We start from the raw sequence: 17,967 nt of genomic DNA on the forward strand, positions 1-17,967 counted from the left end.
AATGGGGTGACCCGCGTCACTACATGGAGGCTGATGTGTTCTTTCCGTTGACCGTGATGGACTTCCTCGACCGCGCCGTGACGGTCTATCCCGACCGCATCGCCGTCGTGGACGAGCCGAACCAGCCGGCGCCTTCGTGGGGCGAGATCACCTACGCCGAGATGGGTCGTCGCGCCAAGGCCCAGGCGGCCACGCTGGACGAGCTGGGCGTCCCCGTCGGTGGCCGGGTCGCAATCGTGTCGCAGAACTCCGCGCGCATGCTGACGTCGTTCTTCGGCGTCTCGGGCTGGGGACGCGTGCTGGTGCCGGTCAACTTCCGGCTCGCTGTCGCCGAGATCCGCTACATCATCGAGCACTCCGGCGCCGAGGTCATGATGGTCGACCCCGATCTGCGCCACCTCGTCGACGAGATCGACTGCAAGCACATCTTCGTCCTGGGCGAGGACGACGACAAGATCTGGGGCTCGACGGCCGAGCCGAAGGCATGGGAGGCCGACGCAACCTCGAAGGAGAACGCCACCGCCACGATCAACTACACGTCCGGGACGACGGCGCGGCCCAAGGGCGTCCAGCTGACGCACCGCAACAACTGGCTCAACGCGACGGTCTTCGGCTGGCAGGCCTCGGCCAACGATCGCGACGTGCACCTGCACACCCTGCCGATGTTCCACGCCAACGGCTGGGGCTGGCCGTTCATCATCACCGGGGTGGGCGGCAAGCACGTCGTGATCCGCCAGATCGACGGGACCGAGATCCTGCGCCGCGTGCAGCAGCACGGCGTGACCGTGATGTGCGCCGCTCCGGCGGTCGTCACGGCCGTCCTCGACGCCGCCAAGACCTGGGAGGGCGAGATCCCCGGGCGCGATCGCGTCCGCATCATCGTCGCCGGAGCGCCGCCGCCGACGCGCACGATCGAGCGGGTGCGCGAGGACCTCGGCTGGGAGTTCATCCAGATCTACGGGCTCACCGAGACCGCTCCCCTGCTCACGATGTCGCGGATGCGCGCGGAGTGGGACGACCTCGACGCCCACCAGCAGGCGGTCAACCTCGGCCGGGCCGGGGCGCCCGCGATCGGCGTGCGGATGATGGTCGACGACCAGGGCGAGGTGCTGGCGCAGTCCAACCACAACCTGGCGTCGTACTGGGAGAACCCCGAGGCGACGGAGCAGGCGCAGGCCGGCAACTGGTTCCACACCGGCGACGGAGGGACGTTCGAGGACGGCTACATCACGATCGCCGACCGCAAGAAGGACGTCATCATCACCGGCGGCGAGAACGTCTCCTCGATCGAGGTCGAGGACGCGCTGATGTCGCACCCGTCGGTCAAGGAGGTCGCCGTCATCGGCATCCCCGACGAGAAGTGGGGCGAGCTGATCACCGCGCTGGTCGTCCTCGACCCGGACGAGGACCCCGTCGACGACGCCGGCCTCATCGCGCACTGCCGCACCCACCTGGCCGGCTACAAGTGCCCCAAGCGGATCGAGTTCCGCGACGAGCTCGCCCGCACCGCCACGGGCAAGCTGCAGAAGTTCAAGCTGCGCGAGGAGTTCTGGAAGGGGCACGACCGCCAGGTCAACTGACGGTTCCGGTCGCCCGCGCCGGCCGGCCGTGGATAAACTGCCGACACCACAGGGAGCTGGGGCCAGGGGGTCGACGTGAGTGACGTGCCGTGACGGCGCTCGACCTGCACGGACTCGCGACCCGCGGTCAGCTGTTGCGCCGCGCCGACGAGACGATCGCCGCATCGGAGGCCGCCCTGTTCGCCGCGCGTCGGGCCCTGCCCGTCCTGGCCTGGTCGATCGGGCTGCTGATCATCAGCTTCGCCCTGTCCGGCTCCGACATCGAGTCCAGCAGCACCGGCATCGCCTTCCTGACCGATCTGGTCATCGTGTGGTGGCTCGTCGCCCGGCTGGTGCCCGGGCGGGCGTTCATCGGTCAACTCGTCGCCGCCGTCGTGTTCGTCGTTGCCGGCTCGATCCTCACGCCGGTCGTGGAGGAGCTGGGGGACAACGCCTCCAGGAGATTGTTCTTGGCCACATGGGGCGTGCTGGCGCTCGGTCAGGTGGTGTCGGCCTGGCGCTACGTCGCGACCTCGAGGCGCCTCGTGCGGGTCGTCGAGGCGGCGATCTCGGCTCGCCGGGAACCGGCTGGCCGCCTCCTCGACGACAGTGATGTCGTGCCTGAGATCGCCACCGTCCACGATCTGCGCGACCGGGCCGACTTCGACGAACTGGTCAATGGGCTCACCGGCCGGTACACCGGACGCCTGTACGATCTGCGCGTCCTCAAGCCGACCTTCATCCTGATGGTTCCGGGCCTGCTGGGGCTGACCTTCTTCCTGGCCCCCCTCGTGGGAGCCGACCTCGGCGAGTGGGCCGCCCTCGTCAGCATCAGCGGACTGTTGTTGCTGGCACCATGGCTCTGGGCGTCGTTCGCTGACATGAGCGCGGTCCTGCTCTCCCGGCAAGGCGAGGCCAACCGGGTGGGTGTCGAGGCGCAGCTCTACGGCCTGCGACGTCAGCACGCCGCAGGCGCTGCGCACATCGCGCCACGCCGCTTCTCGGTGATCGCCACCCCGGTCGGCGCGGTCCTCGCGGCGTCCTGGGTGGCGCTGCTGGTCATCCGGATCCGCACGGCCAGCCCGCTCGCGCTCGTGATCGCGGCAGCGATCGTCCTGGTGATCACGGCGGCCGTCACGATCCGCGTGCTGCGACGGCGCTCCCACACCCGCATCTTCCCGCTCGAGGGTGACGGCGACTCCGTGCTCCAGTCGCCGGCGCGCGCCGTGACCCTGCGACTGACCGACGACGGTCTCGAGATCGACGACATCGCCGGCGCGGCGCACTCCCGGACCATCCCGGTCACCGACATCCTCGCGATCGAGCCGGTGTCCGGCACGGCCGCTTTCGCCGGCACCGCCCTCGGCATCGTCACGACCGACGTGCCGGTCGTGCTGGCCGGCAAGGACGTCGAGGACGAACCCGCGATCGTGCAGCTGCGCCGGCGGCTCAGTTCGCCGGGTCAGGGGTGCAGGCGGTGAGAAACGACAACTCTCACCGGCCGAACGTAGCCCACAACCCCGCTGGGCCTGACGTTCTTACCGACACGCCCGGCGTGTCTCGGTCAGGACGTCAGGCCCAGCGCGGGGGCGACTCGGCCGCGAGGGCGGCCGTACCGGTGACTGCGCTGGGCGCGAGACGGTTCACTGCTTGTCGGCGGGGTCGGGCGTGCAGGCGGTGAGGAACGACTTCGTGTTGCCGTCGATGATCTCCGGCAGCGTCAGCCAGCCTTCGCGGCGGACGTAGGCAGTGCCGTCGCCCGAGTGCTTGACGCCGTCGGCCTTCACCGGCTCGAGGTCGGACGTGGACTCCCCCACAGCACCGGCCGGACCGTCCAAGATCACGTCCATCTCGGAGTAGTCGCGCCAGTCGAAGCCGGCCGGGAGGGCCTCGGTCGTCGTGAAGCCGTCGACGACGACGCCGGTGCCGACTCTGAGCCGATCGACCGTGTGCGCCGCATCAGCAGCCAGCTGGGTCCGCAGCGAGTCCGTGTCGCCGTCCCCGCTGAAGATCAGGGCGATCTCGTCGACTCCGTCGCACGGCGTTCCGGTGAGGATCTGCAGCTGCGCGCCGTCGACCTGCAGACCCACCACCCGCGGCAACGAGGGCGCCAGCTGGTTTGTCGTGTCGCACCCCGCCAGCAGTCCCGCCGCCGTCAGCAGCACCAGACCCGACAGAGCGCGGCGCGCGTCAGGCCTCATCTCTCGAACGTAGCAGCGCACAACCACGCTGGGCCTGACGTTTTCACCGACCCGCCCGGCGTGTCTCGGTCAGAACGTCAGGCCCAGCGCGGGGGATCACCAGGCAGACGATGACTCAGCCAGAGCCTCCGGCAGGGTCGGGGGTGCACGCGGTGAGGAACGACTTCGTGTTGCCGGCAAGGATCTCCCGTGGGGTCAGCCATCCCTCGTCCCGGACGTAGGCGGTGCCGTCGTCCGCGTGCTGCGCGCCCTGCTTCTTCAATGGCACGAGATCGGACGTGGCTCCTCCGATGTCGCCGTCCAGCCCCACGAAGCCCACGTCCATCTCGGAGTAGTCGCGCCAGTCGAAGCCGGTCGGCAGGGCCTCGGTCACGGTGAAGCCAGGCACGACGACCTCGCTCCCGACGGTCACCTGCTCGACCGTGCGGCCGGACGACGCCACCAGCTGACCCCGGGGGAGCTTCTTGCCGTCCTTGTCGACGCCGCCGCTGAAGAGCACGAAGATCCGGTCGACACCCTCGCACGGAGTGCCGGTGACGATCTGCAGCTGCTCGCCGTCGACCCGCAGACCGACGACCTGCGGCAGCGAGGGCGCGAGCTGGTTCGTCCGGTCGCACCTGGCCAGGAAGAGCACCACCCCGAGCACCACGAGGGCGACGACGACTCGCAGCCCGGTCGACACCGCGCGGGTGACGCCTGCCGCGACGTGCCGCAACGACGTCCTCAACGGTAGCCGCCGTCCTTCAGGCCGGCGTCCTCCTCGGTGTCGTTCTTTCCCCTGATCTGTTCCCAGATGTAGGAGCGGAGGAACCCACTGTGACCCTTCTCGGCCCACTGCTGGGAGTGCATCTCCTCGTGGTGCAACAAGCGATCGAGATCGAGGCTGCCCTCGCTGATCGAGCCGTCGTCGTCCTGGTAGCGCGTCCGGCCGCCCTCCACCGTCTCGCGCAGCACCGCCGCGGGATCGTCGACGTCATCAATGTTGAGCATGAAGATGTCGCCCCACGTGGTCCCGCCCTTCTGGCTGTAGACGCTCTGCAGCCAGTTGCCTCCGAGCCCCATCAGCATGCCGTTGGGCGTCGTGACCAGGCGCCCACCGTTGTCGTGGACGAATTCCACGTCGTCCTTGTAGCTCCAGTCGTTGCGCTCCTGCCGGTCGATGATGCGCTGGACCTCGTCGGCCGAGTACGGCGTCTCGTCGAAGTCGTTGTCGGTGCTCGCCGATCCGTAGTCGGTGCCGGCGTTGAGGATGTACGTCATCAGCACGGCCTTGCGCGCGTCGTCGTCGCTGATGTCGTCGGGAAGCACGAAGAAGGACTTGCCGTCCCGGTCCTTGACCTCCTCCAGCCCGTCCAGCACCGCGAAGTCGTCCGGGCCGATGTCGTGCGTGCGGGCGATGTCGAGGATCGTCTCGGCCGAGACGCCGCGACGGGCCGCGTTCTCCAGCCACGTGCGGTAGGCGTCCGACTCGATTGCGCCGTCCAGCAGCCCTTCGCTGCGCAGCCGAAGCTCCAGCAGCAGGGCACCGGCCTCCGGGTGGTCGCGCAGGTACTGGTCACCCTCCGGCCCTGTCATCGACCCGACCACGATGGCGGCGACACCGGACAGGCCGGTGAGGCGTCGCAGGTCCACGGGGGCGGCTTCCTGGGCTCCCTCGAGCAGCCGGCCGATGGCGGCACCTGCGTCGGTGTACTCCGTCAGCAGCGCCTGGGCGTCGCGGCGATGCTGCGCGAGCCCTTCGTCCGCTCGGGTGATGCGTTGCGAGATGCCACGACGCTCGGCCGACGGTGGGTCGCTCGCATCGTCCGGCACGGGTACGTCGTCGAGTTCTGATGCAGCTGCTGCCGCCTGCTGCTGCGCACGGGCCGCCTCCACCTCGAGGTCCCGGGCCCGGCGTTGGTAGTGGCGCAGGTCCGTGGCCCAGCCGTCGAGAGCTCGGCGGGAATCCTCCAGCGCGGTGCCGGCGGTCTCGACGACCGGTCGCAGCTCGAGCCTGAACAGATCGTCGAAGGCCGTGGCCACGGCACCGTGCCATTCGTCGATCGGGGCACCGTCGAGCAGTGCCGCGACGTCCTCGAGCGCCCGCTTGACGGACCGGAGGGTCGAGACCGCATCCTCCACCGCCTCGGCGTCGCCGGGGGCGGGATCGAAGCCGAGGGCCGGGTAGTCCGCCGCGCTGGTCGAGGCCATCGTCACTCCGGCCTGGGCGTGGTGGCGGACAGGCGCTCGTCGACGGCGGTCAGCGTCTCGTCCACGACGTCGAGCGACTCGGCCATCTCGGCGCCGAACACACCCAGCTGACGCATGCCCCGGATCCACTCCTCACCGAACGACCCGACCCGGGCCACCAGATCGGGCGGTCCGACGTCAGCCGGCGACAACCGGCCGAGCTGCCGCACGGATCGATCCGCGATGGACTCGATGGACATCGCCTTGTCGCGCACGCCCTGCAGCGCCGCGGGCGTGATCTCCAAGTCGCTCATCGCCCTGAACGTAGCAGCGCAGACGCCACTGGGCCTGACGTTTTGACGGACACACCACCGGCGTGTTGGTCAAAACGTCAGGCCCAGCGGGCTCAGGGGATCAGGGGCGGATGCTGATGACGTCGCCCGAGGGGACGAAGCGCTTCTCGTCGGCGACCCACTTGATCGTGCCGAAGCCGTCGATGCCGGTCAGCAGCTCGGGCGTGCTGTACCACTTGACGCCGTCGATCATCATCGGCGCGTCGTAGTCCTGGTCGCGGGCGGCTTCCATGACGCTCAGACGGGTGAGCCCGTCCTTCGAGGCGGCAGCCTGCTTGAGCGTGTTGATGACCAGGTCGGCCTGCGTCCAGCCCGAGACCGTGACCGCGTTGCCGGCGACCTCCTCCGAGACCTTGGCGGCCTTCAGCTGCGACAGGTACTCCTTGACGGCGGCGTCGTCCTTGTTCTCCGGTGCCATCGGGTCCTTGCCGAAGGTGCCGAGCTCGATGCCGTCGGCAGCCTTGCCGGCCGCGATGTACTCGACCGCGTTGACGCAGTTGGTCGGCTTCAGGACGAGCTTGGGCTGGTAGCCCACGCGGCCGCGGGCGGTGTCGAACGCGCCACAGGTTCCGGTGACGCCGCCGTGGTAGACGACCTCGATGTCGGCGCCCTTGAGCGTCGTCGCCGCGGCGACCGGGTCCGAGTCCTGGACGATCTTGTCGATCTTCAGGTCGGCGGCCTTGGCAGCTGCCTGGAAGGCCTCGCTCTGCACCTTGCCGGAGGCCGTCGCGTTCTCGGCGATGCCGACCTTGACGCCCTCGGGGTAGCGGTCCTTGATCAGGCCGACGAGGAACTTGGCCTCGTTCTTGGCCATCGGCAGGATCGTGGTGGTCCACGGGAACTGCTCGATGTCCTCGTAGTCAGCCGTCGAGGTGCTGGGGTAGAGCATCGGCACGCAGGCCGCGTTCTGGTCGTCGACCATCGCGCTCAGCGGGCCGGTGCCGAAGGTGGCGAGCGCGTCCACCTTGACGCTCTCGATGAACTCCACACCGTTGGCCTTGGCCTTGTCGGGCTGGTACGCGTCGTCCTTGTACGTGACCTTGATCTTGACGCCGTCGACACCGCCCTTGGCGTTCTCGGCCGCGATGCGGGCGTCGTAGCCTGCGGCGGCCAGCTCGACCGCACCGGCGACCGGGCCCGAGAGGGGCGCGCTGTAGCCGATGTCGAACGTGCCCTTGATCGGGGCCGTGACGGCCTCGGGATCGTTGCAGTCGTCCAGGTTGATGCTGAACTTCGACGGGTCCGAGGCGGTGTCCGACGAGCTCTTGGAGTCGCTGCCGCCGCCGCACGCGCCAAGGGCGAGAGCGGCCGTGACGGCAAGCGGGATGGCCAGGCGGCGAGCGCCGGCAACCTTCGAGATCAACATGTGATGCCTTTCGTGTACGTGTGGGCAGTTGCGAGAGCACCTGCCAGGACTGGGGTCGTGCGGGTCGTGCGGGTCGTGCGGGTCGCCATCTACTGCTTCCGGGCCCCTTCCGGCTTGCGCGGAATGGCAGGCGTGACGACCACGACCTTGCGCACCGCCTTGGTGAGTCCCCCGACGATTCCGGACGGCGCCACGAAGATCACGAAGATCAGGACGACGGCGAACAGCACGGCCGACGACTGCCCCTGGCCGAGGTCGGCTGTGTAGTACGGGACGAAGACGACCGCCAGCGCACCCAGGAGCGGCCCGCTGCGGGTCGCCTCGCCGCCGATGACCAGGCCGATGAGCAGGGTGATGCCGGCCAGGAGCGTGAACGAGCCCTCCGCGAAGAGGCTGCCGATGTACATCGCGAACAGGCTTCCGGCGACGCCGGTGACGGCGCCCGAGACACCGAATGCGGTCGTCTTCATCACGGCGATGTTGATGCCGGACGACGATGCGGCGATCTCGTTCTCGCGGATCGCGATCATGGCCATGCCGTACCGGCCACGCACGAGGTTGTGCAGCACCAGCATCACCAGCAGGAGCATGACGACGCACAGCCAGTACAGCCACACGCTGCGCTCACCCAGGGTGAAGCCGGACCACTCGGGCGGACGCAGCTGCTGGCGGCGGATCGTCATGCCCTCGGCGCCTCCGGTGAGATCGTCGAAGTGCGCGACGATCTCGGGGAATGCGACGCCGAACGCCAAGGTGACCATCGCCAGGTAGAGCCCACGGATGCGCAGCGCCGGCAGTCCGACCAGCAGACCCACGACGAAGCACACCACCAGAGCGGCGGGGATCGTGGCGAGCGGGTCCCACTCGTACTTCACGACGAGCACGCCGGTCGTGTAGGCGCCGAGGCCGAAGAAGGCCGAGTGGCCCACCGACAGCAGGCCGATGTAGCCGCTGGCGATGTTCAGCCCGGCGATCGCGATCGCGAAGATCGCCACGCGGGTGAGCTGGCCCTGGTTGAAGGGATCGAGCTGGGAGCCCCACAAGATGATCAGCACGGCCGCGACCGCACCGGCGACGACCATCGCGGTGTGCGCGCGGCTGCCGCGCCTGATGACCCGCGGGCCCTTCATACGGCTCGGCGTGTCCTGCGGGCTCACGCTCTGGGCCGGGTCCAACATCTCGGTGCTCACACGCGCTCCAATCGGCGGGTTCCAAACAGTCCAGTGGGCTTCACCGTCAGCACCGCGACGATGAGGATCAGCGCGAGGGTCAGGGAGAAGGAGCCGCCGATGAAGGTGGCGTAGCCGTTGATCATCGCCAGGCCGATGCCCATGACCAGGCCGCCGACGACGGCGCCCTTGATGCTGTCCAGGCCGCCGAGCAGCGCCGCGGCGGACGCGAAGATCAGCACCTGGAACATCGAGGAGAGATTGAGCTGGCCCGGCGGGATCGTCGGCACCAGCATCACGCCGGCGAGCGATCCGATCGCGGCCGAGAGCCCCCAGCTGATCGTCAGGATGCGCCCGACCTTGATGCCGCACAGCGCCGCCGACTCCGGGTTGGTGGCGACCGCTCGCATCTCCAGGCCGAGGCTCGTGCGCTTGAACAACAGCGTCAGACCGACGACGACGCCGATCGTGAAGACCCACACCAGCGCCGAGTCGTAGTGCAGCCGGGCACCGAGGATCGAGAAGTAGCTGCCCTCACCGGACGGGAACATGGTCGGGAAGACCTTCTCGTCCGAGCCCCAGATCCAGCCGTCCAGGCCGTTGAGGCCTGTGAACAGGCCCAGCGCAACGATGAGGATGGCCGTCTCGTCGCGCTTGCGGACAGGACGGATGAGCAGCCGCTCGGCGACCGCGCCCATGATGAAGCCCAAGATGATGACGGGCAGCAGGACGAGCCAGATGTTCAGGCCGCGCTCGGTGAGCCACCAGGCGACATATGTCGTGAAGAGGGCGAACTCGCCCTGGGCGAAGTTGATCGTCGACGAGCTGCGGAACACGACGACCAGGGCCAGTGCGATCAGCACGTAGATCGACCCGGCGGTCATGCCGGAGAAGAGTCGAGACAGGAATATGTCCATCGAATGAGTCCTAATAGCCTAGGTACGCTTGGCGGATGTTGTTGTTGTCGCGGAACGACGCCGCCGAGCCGGACGACGCGACGGCGCCGACCTCCAGCAGGTAGACGCGCGAGGCGATGTCGAGCGCGAGCTCGGCGTTCTGCTCGACCAGCAGCAGGGCGGTGCCCATCTCGGTGCTGATCCGGCCGAGGGTCTCGAACAGCTCCTGGATGATCAGGGGCGCGAGGCCGAGGCTGATCTCGTCACACATCAGCATGCGAGGACGGCTCATGAGGGCCCGGGCGATCGCGAGCATCTGCTGCTCGCCGCCGGACAACGTGCCGGCCACCTGCTTCGAGCGCTCCTTGAGCCGCGGGAAGATCTCGAACCAGCGGTCGATCTCCTCATCGACCTGCTTCTTGCCCGACAGGTTCGTGCCGCCGACGCGCAGGTTGTCGATGACGTCCAGCGCCGTGAGCGTCCCGCGTCCCTGCGGGACCAGGCTGAGGCCGTGCTTGAGCATCTGGTCCGGACGCGGGTTGCCCGCGGGGGCACCGTCGATCAGGATCGTCCCGGTGTGCGGGATGAGCCCGGAGATCGCGCTCATCAGCGTCGACTTGCCGGCACCGTTGGCGCCGAGGACGACGACGACCTCGCCGTTCCCGACCTCGAGGTCGATGTCGTGCAGGACGTTGATCTGTCCGTAGCCGGCCCGAAGGCCGCGGACCTCCAGCAGTGGTGCGACTGTCATGCGCTCTTCCCCAGGTAGGCCTCGGCCACCGCGGGGTCGCGCTGGACCTCCGCCGGTGAGCCGTCGGCGATGGTGCGACCGAAATCCATGGCGACGACGTGGTCGGAGATGCCCATGACCAGGCCCATGTGGTGCTCGACCAGCAGGGCGCTGAAGCCGAAGTCCTTCTTGAGGCCCACGATCAGCTCGCCGAGCTCGTTGACCTCGGAGTGGGTCAGTCCGCCGGCCGGCTCGTCGAGCAGCAGCAGCGAGGGGCGACTGATGAGGGCCCGCGCGAGCTCGACCCGCTTGAGGGTTCCGAAGGGCAGCCCCGCGGCCGGGTGGAAGGCGACGTCGAGAAGATCCAGACGCTCCAGCAGCTCCCAGGCCTCGCCCTCGATGCGGCGCTTGCTGGAACGGGTCGTGGGCCAGCTCAGCAGGGACGGCAGCAGGTGGGGCGTGTTGACGCTGTGCGCACCGATGACCGTGTTGTCCAGCACCGACAGCGACGGGAAGAGCGCGAGGTTCTGGAACGTCCGCACGATTCCGTGGCGCACGACCTGGTCGCGACGCAGCGACAGCAGGTCGTCGCCGTTGAACCGGATCGTTCCCTCCGCGGGACGGTAGATCCGCGTGACGCAGTTGAAGAGCGAGGTCTTGCCTGCCCCGTTGGGGCCGATCAGACCGCAGATCTCGTTGTCGGCCACGGTGAAGCCCACTCGATCCAGTGCTGTCACGCCACCGAAGCGCATGACCAGATCGGATATCTCCAGCACTCTGGCCCTCCTCTTCCTGCTCGAAATTGCCACGGCGCCTGCCATTGCTGAGCGTGACACCGGTCACTATAGTTAGCAACGTGACTAAGGTATACAGCATCCGCCGAGGGCGGTCAACGAGTCCGTCCGGGCCGCTGCCACGCGGTCCGGACGCCGCTGCTCGCCGTTGCACGGGAGTGCCGATGGTCCCCGCTGCTGATAGGGATGAGACATGACGAGCGGCAATCAACGCACCCCGGACGTGGGCGATGCCGCGACCCCTCTCGAGCCGGACGGTCCCAACTCGATCGCCGTCGCGAATGGCCTCCTGGGCGACGAGTGGTCCCTGTGGATCATCCGGATGGCACTGCGCGGAGCGACGCACTACACCGACTGGCTGAAGCTCGGACCGATCCCCGGCACCGCCCTGACGACCCGGCTCGCGACCCTCGTCCAGGCCGGAGTCCTGGTCAAGCACCGCTATCACGAGCGTCCCGCCCGGTACGAGTACCTGCTGACCACCCGAGGCCGTCAGGTCTGGCCGATCCTCATCGCGATGTGGGCCTGGGAGCGCAGCTGGGTCAGGGACGAGACCGTCGTCCTGCCCCGCATGCGGCACACGACGTGCGGCAGCTTCACCGAGCCGGTCCTGACCTGCGACTCGTGCCGGCGAGCCATCCGGTGGCGCGAGATCGACGGCCGCATCGGGCCGAGCGGCGACTGGTCACGCAACCTGCCGATCACGGCACGCCGCCAACGATCACGCTCGGACAAGCGACCGAGCGAGGTGGTCGACGAGACCATGGAGCTGATCGGGAACCGCTGGTCGATCGCGATCCTCGGCGCATCCTTCCTCGGGGTCAAGCGCTTCAACGACTTCCAGAGGCGGCTGTCGGCCTCCCCCACGATCATCGCCGACCGGCTCCAGGCCTTCTGCGAGCTCGGGGTCCTGGATCAGGTGCCGACGGCCGAGCGCGCCGACTGGATGGAGTACCGCCTCACGAGCAAGGGCCTCGCATTCCTGCCCGTGGTGCTGCTGGTGATCCAGTGGGGTCACCGCTGGTTCGTGGCCCCCGACGGTCCCGCGCTGATCATGCAGCACACCGTCTGCGAGTCACCGCTGCACGTCATCTTGACCTGCAGCGCGTGCCACGAGCCGCTGCGCGGCCACACCATCGAGGCCGTCCACGCGGACGACCCCGGAACGCCCGCCCCGCCCGGCTGAGCCGACCGGAGTCACTGACCGCCGAGCACCAGACCCAGCCCGGCGCGGTCCTCCTCCGGACCCTCGAAGCCGATCTCACGCCGCACGAGCGGCTTGTTGCAGCTGTTGCAGGTGAACTGCGGATCGAGCTCGGCGCCACACGCCAGGTGCGTCAGCGACAGCCCGGACTCCCCGTCCTCGGAGAGCCACCGGGCCGCCCAGCTGTTGATCGTCGCGGTGACCGAGAAGAAGTCGATGCCCTTGGGTGTCAGCCGGTACTCCTGCCGACGCCCGCCGGCCGTGACGGACTCCCGGGTCAGCATCCCCGTCTCGACGAAGAGCTCGAGGCGCTGGGTGAGGGTGACCGGCGAGATCTTCAGGTGGGACTGGAACTCGCTGAACCGGCGGCTGCCCATGAGTGCGTCGGACAGGATCAGGGTCGACCACCGGTCCCCCAGTACGCCGGAGGCGTCGATCGGACCGCTCATCGCGGTGGACCGTCTCGAGCGCCGGCTCACGACGTCCAGCAGCAGCCGGTCGTCGACCACCCCCTTCACGTCGCGGGCCGTGAGACCGATGGCACCGCAGCTGCCGCAGCCGAAGACGGGGCGGGTCGAGTGCCCGCACGCGTGGTGCCGCAGCCGCAGGGCCGCGTCGCGGTGGTGCCCTCCGGCCCAGGTGCGGTCCCAGGTCCACAGCGCGATCATGACCCGCCACAGGTCGATGCCCGCCTCGGTCAGCAGGTACTCGTGGCGCGGAGGATTCGACTGGTACGCCCGGGTGTGCAGCAGACCGTCGTCCACCAGTGCGCGCAGGCGCCGGGACAGCACGGGATCGGAGATGCGCAACGAGTCCCGCAGGTCCTGGAATCGGCGCTGCTCGGCGAAGATCGCCCGCACGATGCGCACGGTCCACATGTCGCCCAGGAGCACGAGCGCACGCCCCAGCGGGGACGCGGTGCCCTCCACCTCGCCGGCACCCACGTCGTTGGTCACGACGACCAGCGTAGTGCAGCCGGAGCAACCGACGGCCTGGCAGGCAGTATTCATTGACAAGTGACTTTTGATCTTGTAGTAATTGGATCAGACGATGTGGCCGCGACCGTGCCGCGACGTCGTTCCCGATCACCTCCGGAGGCACGTCATGACGCAGGACCTGTACGTACTGGGCGGGGCCCAGACCGACTTCGCCCGCAACTGGGCCGCCGAGGGACTCGGTCTGATCGACATGCTGCGCGAGGTGCTTCCCGCCACGTTCGCCGATGCCCAGGTCGACCCCACCGAGGTCGAGGTCGTGCACGTCGGCAACCTGGCCGGTGAGCTGTTCTCCGGGCAGGCGCAGCTGGGCGGCCTGGTCGTCGCCGCCGAGCCCGCGCTCGTGGGACGTCCGTCCACCCGCCACGAGGCCGCTTGCGCCTCCGGCAGCACGGCGATCGTCGCCGCCGGCGCCGACATCTCGTCGGGCCGCTACGACGTCGCGCTCGTCGTCGGTCTGGAGCTGATGCGCAACGTCTCGGCCAAGCAGGCCGCCGACAACCTGGGCACCGCGGCGTGGGCGGGACGCGAGGCCCTCGACGCCGAGTACGCCTGGCCCGCCCTGTTCGCGGACGTCGCCGAGGAGTACGACCGGCGCTACGGCCTCGATCACGCCGTGCTCGGCCGCTTCGCCCAGATCGCCTTCGACAACGGCGCCCGCAACCCGCTCGCGCAGACCCGCGCGTGGTCCTTCCCCGACGGGTCGTTCGCCGAGGACGACACCGTCAACCCGCTCGTCGAGGGCCGCCTGCGCAAGACCGACTGCGGCCGCATCACCGATGGCGCTGCAGCCATCGTCATCGCCAGTGCCGAGTACGCCGCCGAGTGGGCCGCGACCCGCGGCCTCGAGCTGGACCAGCTGCCCCGCATCACCGGCTTCGGGCACCGCACCGACACGCTGCTGCTGGCCGACAAGCTCTCGGCGTCCCGCGACAGCGAGCATCTCTTCCCGCAGCTGCACGGCGCCATCCAGGACGCGTACGGCCGGGCCGGACTCACCGGCATCGAGGACATCGATGTCGTCGAGATGCACGACTGCTTCAGCATCACCGGGCTCGTGACCCTCGAGCACCTCGGCCTCGTCGGAGGCGGCAAGGGCGGCTCGGTCGTCCACGACGGCACCATCGAGCGGACCGGGAGCCTGCCGGTCAACCCCGGTGGCGGCCTGCTCTCGGCCGGCCACCCCGTCGGCGCCACCGGCGTCCGCATGGTGCTCGACGCCGCCCGCCAGGTCACCGGCACCGCCGGCGTCCTGCAGGTCGACGGTGCCAAGCGTGTGCTGACGGTCAACGTGGGCGGATCGTTCACCACGGCCGTCTCGTTCGTCGTCGAGACCACGGCCTGATCTCCACCCCCCCCACCACCAGACACAGAAGGAACGCCATGGACCTCGACGTCGTAGGACGCATGCTGTCGACACTTCCCGCCGACGACGACCACCCGTACCGCACCGGGCCGTGGCGGCCGCAGACCACCGAGTGGAAGGCTGACAACCTCGACGTGGTCCAGGGCCAGATCCCGACCGATCTGGACGGCGTGTACCTGCGCAACACCGAGAACCCGCTGCACCCGGCGATCAAGAACTACCACCCGTTCGACGGCGACGGCATGGTCCACGTCGTCGGCTTCCGCGACGGGACCGCGTTCTACCGCAACCGATTCGTCCAGACCGACGGTCTCGCCGCCGAGACGGAGGCCGGGAAGAGTCTGTGGGCCGGGCTCGCCGAGCGACCCAGCCTGTCGCTGATGGACCACGGCTGGGGAGCCCGCGGACGACTCAAGGACGCCTCCAGCACCGATGTCGTGGTGCACAACGGCGTCGCGTTGACCAGCTTCTACCAGTGCGGCGATCTCTACCGCCTGGACCCGCAGTCCCTGGACCCGCTCGGCAAGGAGACCTGGAACGGCGCGTTCCCGGGCGAGTGGGGCGTCTCGGCACACCCCAAGATCGACGACGCGACCGGTGAGATGCTGTTCTTCAACTACAGCACCGAGGCCCCGTACATGAACTACGGCGTGGTCGACGCGAACAACGAGCTGGTCCACTACACGCCGATCGAGCTGCCCGGCCCGCGCCTGCCGCACGACATGGTGTTCACGGAGAACTACGCGATCCTCAACGACTGCCCGCTGTTCTGGGATCCCGAGGGCCTCGCCCAGGGTGCGTACGCTGCGCGGTTCCACCGCGACATGCCCATGCGCCTGGGCGTCATCCCCCGCCGCGGCGGCCCGGACGACATCCGGTGGTTCGACTGCGAGGCCACCTTCGTCCTGCACTGGGTCAACGCCTACGAGGACGGCGACTGGATCGTCGCCGACGGCTTCTTCCAGGAGGATCCGTCGCCGGCCGACAACGGCATGGGTGACAAGTGGCAGCGCGCCTTCCGGTTCCTGGCCAACGACCGCATGAAGCCACGCCTGCACCGCTGGCACCTCAACATGGTGACGGGCGAGGTGCGCGAGGAGCAGCTGTCCGACACGATCAGTGAGTTCGGCATGATGAACGGCTCGTACGGCGGGCGCAAGCACCGCTACACGTACGCCGCCACCAGCAAGCCCGGATGGTTCCTGTTCAACGGCATCGTCAGGCACGACAGCCTGACCGGCACCGAGGAGCACTACCGGCTCGAGGACGGCGTGTACGGCAGCGAGTCCTCGATGGCACCGCGGGTCGGCAGCACGGCCGAGGACGACGGCTACCTCATCACCCTGACCACCGACATGAACCAGGACGCGTCGTTCTGCCTCGTGTTCGACGCATCGGACATCGCCGCCGGCCCGGTCTGCACGCTGCGCCTGCCCGAGCGCATCTCCAGCGGGACCCACTCGACGTGGGCCGCCGGGTCCGATCTCAACGACTGGGCGACGGCCGACGACCCCGCCACGGCGGTCGGGCTCTGAACCCCGCCCCTTGAGCCACCCCGCCCCTTGAGCCACTCCGCCCCTTGAGCTTGTCGAAAGGACTCCTTTCGACAAGCTCAAGGGGCGACTACTACTCAAGGGGCGACTACTGCTCAAGGGGCGACTACTACTTGCCGGTGAAGACCGGGGGGCGCTTCTCCAGGAACGCGGCGACGCCCTCGCGGTGGTCGTCGGACAGCTGGCACTCGGTCATCGCGGCGACGTGGCCGACCAGGTGCTCGTCGCGCGAGCGGGCGGACGACTCGTTGATCAGCTGCTTGACCCGCTGCGTCGCGAACGGCGAGCCGCTGGACACGCTGAGCGCGAGCGCCCGCGCCGCGGCCGTCAGATCCTCCGGCGCGACGACGTCGAGCACGAAGCCGATGCGTCGCGCCTCGTCCGCATCGATGAAGTCACCGGAGAACACGAGGCGCTTGGCCACCTGCGGGCCGACCAGACGCGGCAGCAGCCACGTGCCCGCACCCGTGTCGGGGACGAGACCGCGCTGCACGAAGATCCACGAGAACCGGGCCCTCGTCGAGGCGATCCGGAAGTCGCACTGCGTCGCCAGCTCGACGCCCAGGCCTGCGGCCGGCCCGTCGATCGCCGCGATGACCGGCTTGGTCGAGTCGTGGAGGAACCAGTGCCGTCCGTCGGTGTGCCCGCGCCGCTCCTGCGGCTCGGTGCCCGGCTCGACGTCGCGCAGCTCGGTCAGGTCGGTGCCGGCGCAGAACTGGCCGGGGACGGCGGTCAGCACGATCGCGCGCACCGACGGATCCGCCTCCGCGGCGTGGGTGAAGTCCCGCAGCGCGTCGTACATCGCATAGCTGAGCGCATTGCGCTTCTCGGGCCGGTCGATCGTGATGATGCCCAGACCGTCCTCGACCGCGTACCGGACGTGCGCGGTCATGCCGTCACCGTGGCCGCGACGAACCGGAAGTCCACGCCCCCGATCCGGACGCTGTCGCCGATCCGGTCCGGATCGGTCGCCTCGACATCGACCGCCACGAGCCCGGTGACGTCCTGCGCAGGCACGAACCGCAGCACGGTGTCGCCCATCGGCAGGGTCGTCGGGCCGTCCAGCGGCAGGTCCAGCACCTGGGACCAGGTCTGCGCCATCGCCGCGGGATCGGGCGTGGCCAGGTCGGCGCCGACGATGTCGCGCGCGACGTCGGTGCACGAGGCGGCGAAGATGCGCGGCGCGAAGTGCCAGCTGTCGGCCGGCTCGACCTGGTCGATCTCGGCCAGGGTACCCAGGGACTTGGGGTGCCACTGCGAGATCTGGTTGCCCTCGAAGTCCTGCGCGAACAACGGCTCGATCCCGAGCGCAGCCGCCCGGTCGATCGCGGCCTGCTGATCGTCGACCTGGACGACCAGCATGTAGCCGACGGGCCCCTTGCGCTCCACGAGCCGGCCCGGACCGGAGTCGGGTGACAGCGGGGCGCACAGCTCGATGAACGTGTCCGCGAACGAGCAGACCTCGTGCTCGAAGCCGAGCTCGGCCATCGACTCCGGGTCGCGGGTGCCGGTGATGAAGCCGAATGTCTCGCGGCACTGCGCAAGGGCGTCCTCCAGGTCTGGGACGAGCAGGACGACCTGGCGGATACGAGGAAGGGTGGACATGAGGACT

At 69.0% G+C, this 17,967-nt stretch carries 17 protein-coding genes; 5 read left to right on the forward strand and 12 right to left on the reverse strand.

Features of this window, described 5'->3' with window-relative positions; translation table 11 throughout:
• Positions 1-23 precede the first annotated feature (23 nt).
• Positions 24-1,580, forward strand: a complete 1,557-nt coding sequence (locus NQV15_RS16705; RefSeq protein WP_232403537.1) for an AMP-binding protein — start codon at positions 24-26, stop codon at positions 1,578-1,580.
• Between the two features lie 89 nt (positions 1,581-1,669).
• A complete protein-coding gene (locus NQV15_RS16710; RefSeq protein WP_232403538.1) occupies positions 1,670-3,040 on the forward strand; it encodes a hypothetical protein in 1,371 nt (456 codons plus the stop codon).
• 162 nt (positions 3,041-3,202) lie between these two features.
• Here the strand turns inward: NQV15_RS16710 and NQV15_RS16715 are convergent, their stop codons facing one another.
• From NQV15_RS16715 to NQV15_RS16755, 9 genes are all read right to left on the reverse strand, one after another.
• Positions 3,203-3,760, reverse strand: a complete 558-nt coding sequence (locus NQV15_RS16715) for a hypothetical protein (RefSeq protein WP_232403539.1) — start codon at positions 3,758-3,760, stop codon at positions 3,203-3,205.
• A 115-nt stretch (positions 3,761-3,875) separates the two neighbouring features.
• A complete protein-coding gene (locus NQV15_RS16720) occupies positions 3,876-4,487 on the reverse strand; it encodes a hypothetical protein (protein WP_232403540.1) in 612 nt (203 codons plus the stop codon).
• Positions 4,484-5,950 carry a WXG100 family type VII secretion target gene (locus NQV15_RS16725; RefSeq protein WP_232403541.1) on the reverse strand — a complete coding sequence of 489 codons (1,467 nt, stop codon included), beginning with the start codon at positions 5,948-5,950 and terminating at the stop codon, positions 4,484-4,486. Before NQV15_RS16725 ends, NQV15_RS16720 begins: the two co-directional genes overlap by 4 nt.
• Before the next feature lie 2 nt (positions 5,951-5,952).
• Positions 5,953-6,243 carry a hypothetical protein gene (locus tag NQV15_RS16730; protein ID WP_232403542.1) on the reverse strand — a complete coding sequence of 97 codons (291 nt, stop codon included), beginning with the start codon at positions 6,241-6,243 and terminating at the stop codon, positions 5,953-5,955.
• Between the two features lie 100 nt (positions 6,244-6,343).
• Positions 6,344-7,648 carry an ABC transporter substrate-binding protein gene (locus NQV15_RS16735; RefSeq protein WP_232403543.1) on the reverse strand — a complete coding sequence of 435 codons (1,305 nt, stop codon included), beginning with the start codon at positions 7,646-7,648 and terminating at the stop codon, positions 6,344-6,346.
• 89 nt (positions 7,649-7,737) lie between these two features.
• On the reverse strand, positions 7,738-8,838 hold the full coding sequence (locus tag NQV15_RS16740; RefSeq protein WP_232403544.1) for a branched-chain amino acid ABC transporter permease: 1,101 nt from the start codon (positions 8,836-8,838) through the stop codon (positions 7,738-7,740).
• Positions 8,835-9,734, reverse strand: coding sequence for a branched-chain amino acid ABC transporter permease (locus tag NQV15_RS16745; protein WP_232403546.1), 900 nt, complete (start codon positions 9,732-9,734; stop codon positions 8,835-8,837). The genes NQV15_RS16740 and NQV15_RS16745 overlap by 4 nt, the downstream gene beginning before the upstream one ends.
• 10 nt (positions 9,735-9,744) lie before the next feature.
• A complete protein-coding gene (locus tag NQV15_RS16750; protein ID WP_232403547.1) occupies positions 9,745-10,464 on the reverse strand; it encodes an ABC transporter ATP-binding protein in 720 nt (239 codons plus the stop codon).
• The gene (locus tag NQV15_RS16755; protein WP_232403549.1) at positions 10,461-11,219 is read right to left on the reverse strand and encodes an ABC transporter ATP-binding protein; all 759 of its coding nucleotides are present in this window, start codon (positions 11,217-11,219) and stop codon (positions 10,461-10,463) included. Before NQV15_RS16755 ends, NQV15_RS16750 begins: the two co-directional genes overlap by 4 nt.
• Positions 11,220-11,430: 211 nt before the next feature.
• On the opposite strand from NQV15_RS16755, the gene NQV15_RS16760 reads away from it, so the two are divergent.
• Positions 11,431-12,423 carry a winged helix-turn-helix transcriptional regulator gene (locus NQV15_RS16760; protein ID WP_232403552.1) on the forward strand — a complete coding sequence of 331 codons (993 nt, stop codon included), beginning with the start codon at positions 11,431-11,433 and terminating at the stop codon, positions 12,421-12,423.
• Positions 12,424-12,434: 11 nt separating this feature from the next.
• On the opposite strand, the gene NQV15_RS16765 is transcribed toward NQV15_RS16760, so the two are convergent.
• Complete coding sequence (locus NQV15_RS16765) at positions 12,435-13,397, reverse strand: winged helix-turn-helix transcriptional regulator (RefSeq protein WP_232403554.1); 963 nt, start codon at positions 13,395-13,397, stop codon at positions 12,435-12,437.
• 148 nt (positions 13,398-13,545) lie between these two features.
• Here NQV15_RS16765 and NQV15_RS16770 point away from each other — a divergent pair, with 148 nt between their 5' ends.
• Positions 13,546-14,781, forward strand: coding sequence for an acetyl-CoA acetyltransferase (locus NQV15_RS16770; RefSeq protein WP_232403557.1), 1,236 nt, complete (start codon positions 13,546-13,548; stop codon positions 14,779-14,781).
• Between the two features lie 38 nt (positions 14,782-14,819).
• Positions 14,820-16,337, forward strand: coding sequence for a carotenoid oxygenase family protein (locus NQV15_RS16775; RefSeq protein ID WP_232403560.1), 1,518 nt, complete (start codon positions 14,820-14,822; stop codon positions 16,335-16,337).
• 127 nt (positions 16,338-16,464) lie between these two features.
• Here the strand turns inward: NQV15_RS16775 and NQV15_RS16780 are convergent, their stop codons facing one another.
• Both NQV15_RS16780 and NQV15_RS16785 read right to left on the reverse strand, forming a co-directional pair.
• The gene (locus tag NQV15_RS16780) at positions 16,465-17,247 is read right to left on the reverse strand and encodes an enoyl-CoA hydratase/isomerase family protein (protein WP_232403563.1); all 783 of its coding nucleotides are present in this window, start codon (positions 17,245-17,247) and stop codon (positions 16,465-16,467) included.
• Positions 17,244-17,960, reverse strand: a complete 717-nt coding sequence (locus NQV15_RS16785) for a VOC family protein (RefSeq protein ID WP_232403565.1) — start codon at positions 17,958-17,960, stop codon at positions 17,244-17,246. Before NQV15_RS16785 ends, NQV15_RS16780 begins: the two co-directional genes overlap by 4 nt.
• Between the last annotated feature and the right edge of the window lie 7 nt (positions 17,961-17,967).

This window comes from Aeromicrobium wangtongii, assembly GCF_024584515.1.
Classification (GTDB): Bacteria; Actinomycetota; Actinomycetes; order Propionibacteriales; family Nocardioidaceae; genus Aeromicrobium; species Aeromicrobium wangtongii.